This is a genomic window from Paraburkholderia kirstenboschensis (assembly GCF_904848585.1).
In the GTDB taxonomy this organism is placed as follows: Bacteria; Pseudomonadota; Gammaproteobacteria; order Burkholderiales; family Burkholderiaceae; genus Paraburkholderia; species Paraburkholderia kirstenboschensis.
Genome location: NZ_CAJHCR010000002.1, coordinates 746,149 through 756,866, shown reverse-complemented (window position 1 = coordinate 756,866; position 10,718 = coordinate 746,149). Strand labels below are relative to the sequence as shown.

Here is a 10,718-nt window from a genome sequence, read left to right as displayed (position 1 = left end):
TGAAGGGTCGTTCAAGACCAGGACGTTGATAGGTCAGGTGTGTAAGCGCAGTAATGTGCTCAGCTAACTGATACTAATTGCCCGTAAGGCTTGATCCTATAACAGGTGTGTCTCGACCAGCGTTGGCGCTTCAGCGCCTACACTGGTCCGATCCCCGAAGGGGATGCGCTGAACCTCCCCAGGAGGTCACCGCACACACGGTTGGGATTCAGTGTTGTGCCAGAAACAACACAACCCGCCTTGCCTGGTGAGCATCACCAGAAACTACTTCTTCCCCGATTGGCTGTATTGCCCCACCGGCAGTACGGCAACCCGTCATGCCTGATGACCATAGCGAGTCGGTACCACCCCTTCCCATCCCGAACAGGACCGTGAAACGACTCCACGCCGATGATAGTGCGGATTGCCCGTGTGAAAGTAGGTAATCGTCAGGCTCCCCAGCAGCATCAGAAACCCCACCCCTACACAGGGTGGGGTTTCTGCGTTTACGCGCCGATAAAAACCCGGCACACCGGCGGCAGGGACAGGCCGGGTGCAGCCCGGGACCGGGCCTGGTCCAGGCCTGCTTCAAGCCACATATCACCCGTCACTACCTGCCGGTCCGCAGCGCGTTCGCGTACCCCGTCAGCTCCAGATAAGCTCGCCCGAGATCAGCGCCATCGCGGCTCACCCGCGCAGCACCTTCCCGGTACACCGCGCCGGTAGACTGCCGCGAGTCCAGTTCCTGGTCGTCCATCAGCGGATCGAGCTGCCATGTCAGTGCGCCGGTTCGCACGGTCATCGACACAGGGTACGACGCGTTCGTGCGCGGCGAGCGCCACGTGTCCATCTGCGGCCCGGCGTCAATCTATGCCAACTGCCGCTACCAGGCGACGCGCAATGGTGACGGAAAAAGCGCGCGGGCAAGCAACCGAACCAATTCAAATACCGCTGCCGCCCATAGTCGCAAAACGCTCCCGAGGAAGCTTGGAACCCGTCATCGGCTCAGACAACGGACTACCTCTAGTAGCATATCCGGATCGACGCTCCGAACCTTCGTTCCACCAATGGCTGTATCGCGTATCCACGACGGCACATTGATGCCGTTGGATTGCTAACACGGCCTCGCTTACGCATCCAAAGAGAAGCGATGCCATTCCATTCAGACCCACAACTGCCACACACATCATCCCGAACCGCTCGTTCCAAACCTATTTGAAATCGCTAACCTCGTGAATGAAGTCGATAAGCGCACGCAGCGCCGGCGGCAAATGCCGGTGACCGGAATAGTAGAGGCATAAACCCGGCACCGGTCTCACCCAATCGTCCAGCACGCGCTCAAGACGGCCTTCGGCCAGGTCGTCTGTCACGTACCACTCGGCAAGTTGCGCCAGCCCCACGCCTCGTCGTGCCGCCTCGCGCATCAGAATGGGCGCATCGAGCACCAATGGGCCCGGCACATCCATGTTGAATCTCTCGGTTCCGCGATCGAATTCCCAAGGCGACGGCACTCCGCTCGGGAGCCGAGCCCGAATGCACGAATGCTCGAGGAGATCAGCCGGTGTCATAGGCTTAGGATGCCTGACGAAATATTCTGCCGATCCCACAATGGCCACAGGTGTATCGGCCGTTATCGGCACACGGATCATGTCGCCCGGAACGCGCGAACTCGAGCGCAGCCCGGCGTCGAAGCCTTCCGCGATGATGTCCACCATCCGTCCTTCGGTAACGAGGTCGATGGTGATGCCTGGGTAGCGTTGCAGAAACCCGATCATAACGGGCTGAAACGTCATGAGCGCCGCACCAAGAGAGCTGTTGATCCGGAGGGTTCCCGTTAGCTTGTCCTCGCGCTCGCTCACCGCTGCCATTGCATCCTGGATGTGCGCCACCGCAGGTCTGATCTGATCGACGAATTGCTGACCGGCCTCTGTCAGGGAAACGCTGCGCGTAGTACGGTGAAACAGGCGGACGCCGAGCCTTGCCTCAAGGCCCGCCACGGCGTTACTCACCGCCGATGTGGACATGTCCAGATCCACCGCGGCCGACCGAAAGCCTCGCCGTCTCGCCACCGCCAGCACAACCTCGAGTTCGGTCAAGCCGCTTTTGTTCATTGTTCTGGTTTCCGCGATAAGTCATCCCTGACTCCGCATATTATCAAATCAATCCGCCTACCCCAGACTGACTCTATCCCGGCAACCGCCGGTGTTTTTGGGGAATGAATATGTGGAACATCGACAAGGCGTACATCGACGGAACGTTCGTCCCCGTGCACGGGAGCGAAGTTGTCGAGACGACCAATCCATCGACGGAGCAGGTCATCGGCACCGCGACGTTGGCTAATCGTAACGACGCCAGGCGCGCGATCGCAGCCGCCCAACGCGCTCAGCAGACACTCGCGCGCACCAGCAAGGCCGAGCGCATCGACATGCTTATGCGACTGCAGACGGCTGTTCTGGCAAGTACCGCGTGCATCCGTGACGCCACCATCGACGAATACGGCGGTCCTGTCGCGCGCGCTCAATGGGTTAGTGAATATGCATCGCAGTGCTTCGCCAATGCGGCAAAAGTGCTCGACGGTTACCCGCTGACCCGGCGCGTAGGAGACGCGACCGTGTTCATGGCGCCGGTCGGCGTGGCTGGGCTGATCGCTCCCTGGAACAGCACGGCAGGCACGATTTGCAGCAAGCTGGCGTCGGCGATCGCGGCCGGCTGCGCCTCGGTCATCAAGCCCAGCGAATTGAGTCCCATCCAGACTATCGTGGTCGCCGAAGCGCTGCACAACGCGGGCTTGCCCCCGGGTGTCTTCAATATTCTCCTTGGACGAGGCGCGGACGTCGGCGACGAAATCAGCACCAATCCCGGCGTGGCGAAGATTTCGTTCACCGGCTCGACGCCCACCGGAAAGCTCATCGCCCGAGCCGGGATCGAAACTATGAAGCGAGTCAATCTGTCGCTAACCGGCAAATCCGCCTCCGTCTTACTGGATGACGCGGACCTTAGCAGTGCAATTCCGCTCGCGTTGAACGCCGCCTTCATGAACAACGGCCAGGCGTGCGTTGCCGGTACGCGGTTTCTGGTTCCGCGCTCGCGCGTCGACGAGGTGATCGAACAGGTGAAGGCCGCGGTCGCAACCATGCACGTGGGCGACCCGCGGGACCCATCCACCGTCGTGGGGCCGCTCGTCAACCGGGCTCAGTACGACCGCGTGCAGCATTTCATCCGCAGAGGGGTGGAGCAGGGCGCTTTGCTCGTGGCCGGAGGCGAAGGCCGGCCGGCAGGACTGGCCAAGGGCTATTTTGTTAACCCGACGGTGTTCGCGGGCGTACGCAACGACATGGACATCGCGCGTGAAGAAATCTTCGGTCCGGTATTGTCGATTCTGGCGTACGAAAATGAGGACGACGCTATCCGGATCGCCAACGACTCGATCTACGGTCTTCAAGCCTACGTGTTCTCATCCCAGATCGAGAGAGCGGAGCGCGTCGCCTCGCAACTGGAAGCAGGCACGGTGTTGATCAACCGCATCAGGCCTGAACTCCTCGCGCCGTTCGGTGGGCTGAAGCAGTCCGGAATGGGCCGGGAGTTTGGCGTGCATGGCCTGGAAGCATTTCTGGAGCCGAAGGCCGTCGTCTCGGCCTAGTCAGGCAGAGCGGCTGCGGTGACACTTCATGCCCGCGGCGCCTCCATCAATTGGAAATTGCGAGTCGCCGCTCTTCAAACACTTGCGCGCCGTCCCACAAACCTTTCTGAACCGCAGTGCAAAAAACCAGCAGGCAAAAGCCCTGTGTCGGGACAAGATATTCACTTCAAGCCTTGTCCGCAAGCGCTGTACGAGCCTGCGGACAGTCGTTTCCCAGCATCCTGGTTCACCTCTGCTGCATCGCAAACTTTTAAACTGTAGTAGGTACGGTTGGCTGTCTGTAGTTCTCAACTGTACCTTTTAAAAGGGTACAAAACACCTATCATTCGCGCATCTGCTTCCAAACAGAATGAGAGCAACAGGAGAACGAAGATGATTGCGTATCCCACCCATTCAGGTAACGCGCTGCTGGAACGGCCGACGGGGGATCGCACGCATTCTGCTCGACATTTACGGCATTTGCCGGGCCCGGCACGGCGCGCGGGTGCGGTGCTCCTGTTGGCCAGCCTTAGCGTCTATTGCGCGCACCTGGGGGAAGAATCCGCGTGGCCCTCGCTGACAGGCGCCGGCTTGACGGTCGTCGCATTGGCCGCCATCGCAATGAGCCTTGCCGTCGCGGCGACTCTTAAGGCGACCGAACTTTTGAGCAGACTGAAGCAGCTCACCGCCGCGATCGAAGCAGACACCGGTGAAGGTACAGAAGCCGTGTTATCCGAGGACGGAACGCCGGCGATCGCGCGACTGGCTCGCGCGATCAACGCCGCCGCCCGCTATCGCGCCGGTCGTCAGGCCGAGCTGCTGCAGGTGCTCGCCGCCTATGCGCACGATCAGCGCACGCCGTTGACACGCATGGGCATGCGCTGTGAACTGCTCGAAGACCCCGCGGTACGCGATGCATTGCAACGCGATCTCGCGGAGATGGCCGAACTGGTCGAAGCCAGCTTGTCTTGCGCGAAGATGCAGTGCAGCGTGGGCGAGCAGACACAGCGCGTCGATGCGGACAATCTGCTGGGCACACTGATCGGCGATTACCGGGACGCCGGGCGCACTGTGGCGTTGGAGGGCAGCGCGGGGTGTTCGCTCGTCACATGCCCGCATGCGCTGCGCCGCGTGCTGATGAACCTCATCGACAACGCGCTCCGCTACGGCGGCGACGCGCGCCTGTGCGTCCGCGTCGAAGCGCGCCGGCTCGTCCTGGCCGTGGTGGACTCGGGGCCCGGCATTCTGCCCGCGCAAATGGACGCGGTGTTTGCGCCGTGGTACAGGTCTCCGGAGACGTCCGCGCGTGCGCCGGGTTCGGGACTGGGGCTCGCGATCGCGCGGCGTCTAACGCTCGCCATGCGCGGCGAACTGCAACTGGAAAACCGTCGCACGGGTGGTCTCGAAGCGCGGCTCACCTTGCCGCTGGCGACCGCCTGAATACCTTGGCGTGAAAACGCCGTTCATTTCTGCAGGCAGGGCTTGCATGTTCGATCGACACTCGAAACGGGTACATCACGAACACCAGCTCGCACGCGCACATCCCACCTTCTTCGGAGACGAGTTCCACCGATGTGTCGCGCGATACTTTCGGATACCTGGCCGACACATCCGGGATACATTCCGCGCTTCTAATGGATGCATGGCGCGAGGTTAGCAACGTCGAGATAGCACTCGACGCAATACGTGACCAGGCACATCGTAGTTGGAGTGATGGTTCTTGCAGTGACAGTTTTATAACCCAAACGATTTTCTCTCATACTTGAAAGGATCAAATCATGAAACTTCGACAACTCGTTGTGAGCAGCGGCCTCGCGATCGCCGTCGCCGCATTCTCGTACACACCGGCCTTCGCGGCGGACACGGCGGCTGCTGCGTCGGACAGCACCGCGGCGATCAGCAAACCGGCGCCGACGAAGAAGTCGGTTCGGGCAGCTAATCGTGCGTTCTCCAAGACAGTCCATAAGGCGATCTTCAAGACCAAGGGTCTCGACCAGTCTTCGATCGCCGTTTTCGGCGATGCAAAGACGGGACATGTGACGCTGTCCGGACAGATCGCAAGCCAGGACCAGGAACGCATCGCGGTCGACGCCGCGAAGAAGGTGCAGGGCGTGACCTCGGTCAGCAGCAAGCTGACGCTGCGCGAGCAAGGCGGAAGCTAAGCAGACAAAGCGGCACACGGCGCGGCGCCTGATCGGGCAACTGCGCCGCACGTTTCGTCCGTCAAGCCTCGGGCCGTTTCGCACTATGTCCACGCACGCTACTGGAGATGGATCGATGACCGTACCTTCCAAAGACCATATCGTGGTTCGCGCGCTACTGAACGTGCTCGATCCGTCCGCCGAGCAGCTCGACGCTTGCGCGAAAAAGCCGTTCGTAAAGCTCAAGAAGCGCGGCGTCAACGCATGTGCGCCCGCGGCCGACGACCATCGCCGCGTGGTGGGACGGCCAGCCAACATCGTAGTCGTCGAGCGCCTGTCGGCATGCACTATCAGCGTCTCGTGGAGCGATGCGTGTTCCGGCCGCTACACCGAGCAGATCTGGTGCAGCGGTCTCGCTCACGTCGCCGCCGTCTGCGCGCTGACGGGCCGCGCGATCCATCGCGGCGACCAGGTGTTTCGTCCGCGCACACGCGAAGTGCGTGTGCCGCCGAACCGCCATCAGATGATTCTTGCCGCGACTATCGGTCATCGCGCCGACCTGGCGATCGCGGGAACGTGACACTACTGGTTGGCGACGCTCGCGGTTCGCGTTTTCTGCGAGCGGAGCAGAGCGAGCGTCGGTTCAACCAGTCATGCGGATTCTCCCAATGCGCCCATTCAGCGCTTTCTTCGTGCTTATCGGCACCTTGCTCGCAGCGGGCGGGTACGGAGCGACGTTTTTCCTCTCGATGCATTTCCGCTCGATGGGAGGGAACGATCTCGATACCGGACTGGCGCTTGCGGAAGCGACAGTTGGCACGCTCGTCGGTGTGCCGCTGGTGGGCTGGTTCGCGCAGCGCATCGGCGCCGCTCGCACGACCGCGCTCGCGGCGTTGTGCATCGGCTTGGGCGTGGCTGGGTTTGCGTTGATCGACCGTATGAGCGGCCTGAGCGTATTTCCTGGCTTTCTCGTGGGATTCGGCTGGGGCGCGTTCTGTCTTGCCGCGCCGATGGCGCTCGCGGAACGCACGAGCGATACGGACCGCGGCTTCTGGTTCATGCGTTTCGGCACGATCCAGATGGCTGGCATCGGCGGATGTCCTGCCGCGGCCGCGTTCGCCATTCGTTCATGGCATTGGCCGCTTACCAGCGTGCTCTACATCGTCGGCGGTCTGTGCGGGCTCGCCGCGCTGATGCTCGAAGTATTCGGCCGGCTATCGCCGCATTCGTCGGCGTCGCCCGTGCAGGAGCGCTGGCTGCGCCAGATCGGCGCCATTAGCCGAACGCGTGCGGCTTACCCGATCGTGATGATTTCGCTGTGCGCCTGCGTCTTCTCTGGCTTGATGACGTTCCAGATGTCTTTCGTGCAAGGCACGCATGCGCAGGCGGGCACCTTTTTCAGCCTGTATGCGGTGACCGTCGTGGTCGCCCGCTGGCTGCTTACGCGTGTCGTGATCCGGCTACATCGCGAGGTCGCGACGAAACTGCTGCTTGGCATCATGGTGCTCGGCATTGCGGCGATGTCCGCAGTGCCGTACTACACAGGGTTCCATTCCGCGAGCGCAGTGCTGCTCGGGACCGGTTACGGTCTCGTCTATCCGACCATTCAGGCGCAGGCGGTCAACGATTCCGCCGCGATGCACCGCCCGGCCGCGTTGACCTGGTTCGTCGTCGCGTACTTTCTCGGCACGTTCGGCTTTCCGGCGATTGGCGGCTGGGTGCTGGTTCATCTGGGCAAGATCGCTTTGATTGCGCTGATCGCGACATGCGGCCTTGCGGCGCTCATGCTTGCCATCATGCGTGACAGGCACGATAGGCCCAGAATCGGGCCGTTTGCGAAGGCTTGAATAGCCGCGCGTGCGCTTGCGCCGGGTTACGGCACAAGCGCACGCAATGCATTGACGAACCGTTCGTCGGCGAGATAGGCGACGTTGAACCTCGAGTACGCCGAGACTCGCTCCGACGCGGGCGAGAAAACGGCGCCCGGCGCGAGAATCACGCCGCGGTCGAGCATTGCTTTCGCGAGTTTCATCGAGTCGGTCCATTCGGGCAATGATGCCCACAAGTACATGCTTTGCTCGCTTTCCTTGAAGATCTCCGCGCCCAGTTTTTTGAGCGCGGTTTTTGCCGTCGCGGTTGCGCGTTTCAATTTTTCCTGAAGTTGATTCGTATGCCGAAGGAAATGGCCGTCGCTGACAATGGCTGCGAGCGTGCGCTCGCTGTATTCTGAACTGCTCACGTGGATCAGCATTTTCACATCGGCGAGATCGCTCGCGAGCGCCGCGTTGCACGCGAGAAAGCCGACGCGCAATGCCGCCGAGACGGACTTCGAAAAGCTGCCCACATAAATGGTGCGGCGCAGTTGATCGAGGGTGGCGATACGTGTCAATGATCGCGGCCGCAGGTCGGCGAAGGCGTCGTCTTCCACAATGACAGTGTCGTGCGTTTCGGCAAGTTGCAGAATGCGATACGCCTTTGCAGCGCTCGTATCCGTAGCCGTGGGATTGTGTCCGACCGACTGCGTGAAGAACAGCTTCGGCCGGTGCTCGATCATGCAGCGTTCGAGTTCGGCGAGATTCGGCCCGTCTACTTCGCGCGGCACGCCGACGATATTCGCGCCGCTCAGTTTCAGTTTGCCGAACAGCGGATAGTAGCCGGGGTCGTCCACGAGTACGGTGTCGCCCGGCCGCACGAAATAGCGCAATACGAGGTCCATGGCCTGATTGGCGCCATGCGTGAGAACGATCTGTGAAGGCGCGGCCTCGATCTCGTAGCCCGACAGTTTCTGCTGCAGCGACTGGCGCAGCGGCAGATAACCGTAGCGGCTGCCATAGCGGAATAGCGACGCGACGCCGGTGCGCACAACCCGCTGATGGTACTGATCGAGACGGGTCGCTTCGAGCCATTCGATAGGCGGAAAGCCTTCACCGAGATTCAGAACATCGGGCTTGACCTGCAATTGCTCGCGCATCAACCAGACGGTATCCATTGCGCGATCGAGCACGCCGCTTTCTTCCGCTTCGGTCGCGGCTTTCGCTCTTTGCGCGACATAAAAACCGGAGCCTCGCCGAGGCTCGATCAGTCCGCTCGCGGTAAGCATCTCGAATGCGCTGATGACCGTGTTCTTCGAACAACCGGACGCATCAGCATATTCCCTGATTGAAGGAAGTTTGGAGCCTGCGGGAATCACGCCTTCTTCAATCTGTTTGGCGAGATTGTCTGCCATGGAACTCGACAGACTCGCACTTGTACGCAGGCTCATTGACGCGACTCCGCAGAATATAAAAGTGTTACTGGTACAGCGGTGCAACTGTAAGCGCCAACTGTACCTTTTAAAGGGGTACGCTCTGCCTATTATTGATCCTTTAATTCATAGTCGCAAGCGCCAATGAACGCAGCGACCGTAATCCAAGGACAGTACATGGCTATCGATTCGACGCTTCCGAATTTCCGTTCACTCAGCCCGCAGGAGCGTCTTGCGCACATCTGCAAAGCGGTCGGTCTGGATGACGCGCAGTACTCGCAGTTGGCAAAGCCCGGCGCATTGCCGCTCGAAACGGCGAATGGAATGATCGAGAATGTGATCGGTACTTTCGAGTTGCCGATGGCGGTGGCCGGCTATTTCCAGATCAACGGCAAGGACGTCATCGTGCCCATGGCAGTGGAAGAACCGTCCATCGTCGCGGCCGCTTCGTTCATGGCGAAACTCGCGCGAGTAAGTGGCGGTTTTCAGACGTCGAGCACCGGACCGCTGATGCGCGCACAGGTACAGGTGGTCGGCGTGAGCGATCCCTACGGTGCGAGACTCGCGATCCTCAAACACAAAGACGAATTGATCGCCCTCGCGAATAGCCGCGACAAAGTACTCATTGGCTTGGGTGGCGGTTGTCGCGACATCGAAGTGCATGTGTTTCCGGACACGCCGCGCGGTCCGATGATTGTCGCGCATCTGATCGTCGACGTGCGCGATGCGATGGGCGCGAACACCGTCAATACGATGGCCGAGTCGATCGCGGGACGAGTGGAGCAGATAACCGGCGCCAAGGTGCGTCTGCGCATTCTGTCGAATCTCGCCGACTTACGGCTCGCACGCGCTTCCGTACGCTATACGGCGGACACACTCGCTACCAAGGAATATTCCGGCGAGGAAGTGATCGACGGTGTGATCGACGCGTATCTCTTCGCCGCAATCGACCCGTATCGCGCGGCGACGCATAACAAGGGCATCATGAACGGCATCGACCCGGTGATCGTCGCGACCGGCAATGACTGGCGCGCGGTGGAAGCGGGCGCTCATGCGTATGCGACGCGCAGCGGCCACTATACGTCGCTCACAACTTGGGAAAAAGCGCAAAACGGCGACCTCGTCGGAACGATCGAAATGCCGATGCCGGTCGGACTTGTCGGCGGAGCAACGAAGACGCATCCGCTCGCGCGTCTCGCGCTCAAGATCATGGACGTGAAGTCGGCACAGGAACTCGGCGAGATTGCAGTCGCGGTTGGTCTCGCGCAAAACATGGGCGCTTTGCGCGCGCTCGCAACCGAGGGCATTCAGCGCGGACACATGACCCTGCATGCACGCAACATCGCTTTGGGTGCGGGCGCAACGGGCAGCGATGTTGACTGGGTAGTCAAGAAAATGATAAGTTCGGCGGACTTCCGCACTGACTTCGCATTAGAAGTTCTGCAACGTCCGCGAGATGCATGACATCTGCGCGGATACGATTTGCCGGGGGCCGCAATCGACGGTCTTCGCAAAGCGAGGCGGCGCCGGGCCGGCATCGGCCATTCCGTTGTACCGGCGCGCCGCCAACATCACGCCAAAAATTCGAACTCGCAAACGCGCGCCGACTAGCAATCTGGCAGAGTACTTTTCTCGCTTATATGAGTTAGCTTTCGCTGTCACGTTTGAGCCGCGTTTGATTGAAGAGCGCACATCATTCGCGACATCTTTGCTTATTAAATTAGACGGAATCAAA

Annotated in this window: 8 protein-coding genes, 2 rRNA genes and 1 pseudogene; 8 read left to right on the top strand and 3 right to left on the bottom strand. The window is 60.8% G+C overall.

Features of this window, described 5'->3' with window-relative positions; translation table 11 throughout:
• Both JMY24_RS09825 and rrf read left to right on the top strand, forming a co-directional pair.
• Positions 1 to 98: ribosomal RNA gene (locus JMY24_RS09825) — 23S ribosomal RNA — on the top strand; the annotation flags it as partial.
• A gap of 222 nt (positions 99 to 320) precedes the next feature.
• Positions 321 to 434 (top strand): 5S ribosomal RNA (gene rrf / locus JMY24_RS09820).
• 155 nt (positions 435 to 589) lie between these two features.
• Here the strand turns inward: rrf and JMY24_RS09815 are convergent.
• Positions 590 to 820 (bottom strand): annotated as a pseudogene (locus JMY24_RS09815) (lipocalin family protein); the annotation flags it as partial.
• 370 nt (positions 821 to 1,190) lie between these two features.
• The gene (locus JMY24_RS09810; protein ID WP_128598515.1) at positions 1,191 to 2,090 is read right to left on the bottom strand and encodes a LysR family transcriptional regulator; all 900 of its coding nucleotides are present in this window, start codon (positions 2,088 to 2,090) and stop codon (positions 1,191 to 1,193) included.
• Positions 2,091 to 2,200: 110 nt separating this feature from the next.
• Between JMY24_RS09810 and JMY24_RS09805 the strand changes: the two genes are divergently transcribed.
• From JMY24_RS09805 to JMY24_RS09785, 5 genes are all read left to right on the top strand, one after another.
• Positions 2,201 to 3,619, top strand: coding sequence for an aldehyde dehydrogenase family protein (locus JMY24_RS09805; protein WP_128598516.1), 1,419 nt, complete (start codon positions 2,201 to 2,203; stop codon positions 3,617 to 3,619).
• Between the two features lie 372 nt (positions 3,620 to 3,991).
• Complete coding sequence (locus JMY24_RS09800; RefSeq protein WP_128598517.1) at positions 3,992 to 5,038, top strand: sensor histidine kinase; 1,047 nt, start codon at positions 3,992 to 3,994, stop codon at positions 5,036 to 5,038.
• A gap of 338 nt (positions 5,039 to 5,376) precedes the next feature.
• The gene (locus JMY24_RS09795; RefSeq protein ID WP_128598518.1) at positions 5,377 to 5,760 is read left to right on the top strand and encodes a BON domain-containing protein; all 384 of its coding nucleotides are present in this window, start codon (positions 5,377 to 5,379) and stop codon (positions 5,758 to 5,760) included.
• Between the two features lie 115 nt (positions 5,761 to 5,875).
• Positions 5,876 to 6,319: a DUF3331 domain-containing protein gene (locus JMY24_RS09790; protein ID WP_087751601.1), complete on the top strand. Its 444-nt coding sequence runs from the start codon at positions 5,876 to 5,878 to the stop codon at positions 6,317 to 6,319.
• Between the two features lie 73 nt (positions 6,320 to 6,392).
• On the top strand, positions 6,393 to 7,586 hold the full coding sequence (locus tag JMY24_RS09785; RefSeq protein WP_413231235.1) for an MFS transporter: 1,194 nt from the start codon (positions 6,393 to 6,395) through the stop codon (positions 7,584 to 7,586).
• 26 nt (positions 7,587 to 7,612) lie between these two features.
• Here the strand turns inward: JMY24_RS09785 and JMY24_RS09780 are convergent, their stop codons facing one another.
• Positions 7,613 to 9,001, bottom strand: coding sequence for an aminotransferase-like domain-containing protein (locus JMY24_RS09780; protein WP_128598520.1), 1,389 nt, complete (start codon positions 8,999 to 9,001; stop codon positions 7,613 to 7,615).
• Between the two features lie 159 nt (positions 9,002 to 9,160).
• Between JMY24_RS09780 and JMY24_RS09775 the strand changes: the two genes are divergently transcribed.
• Positions 9,161 to 10,447: a hydroxymethylglutaryl-CoA reductase, degradative gene (locus JMY24_RS09775; RefSeq protein WP_201701926.1), complete on the top strand. Its 1,287-nt coding sequence runs from the start codon at positions 9,161 to 9,163 to the stop codon at positions 10,445 to 10,447.
• Positions 10,448 to 10,718 lie beyond the last annotated feature (271 nt).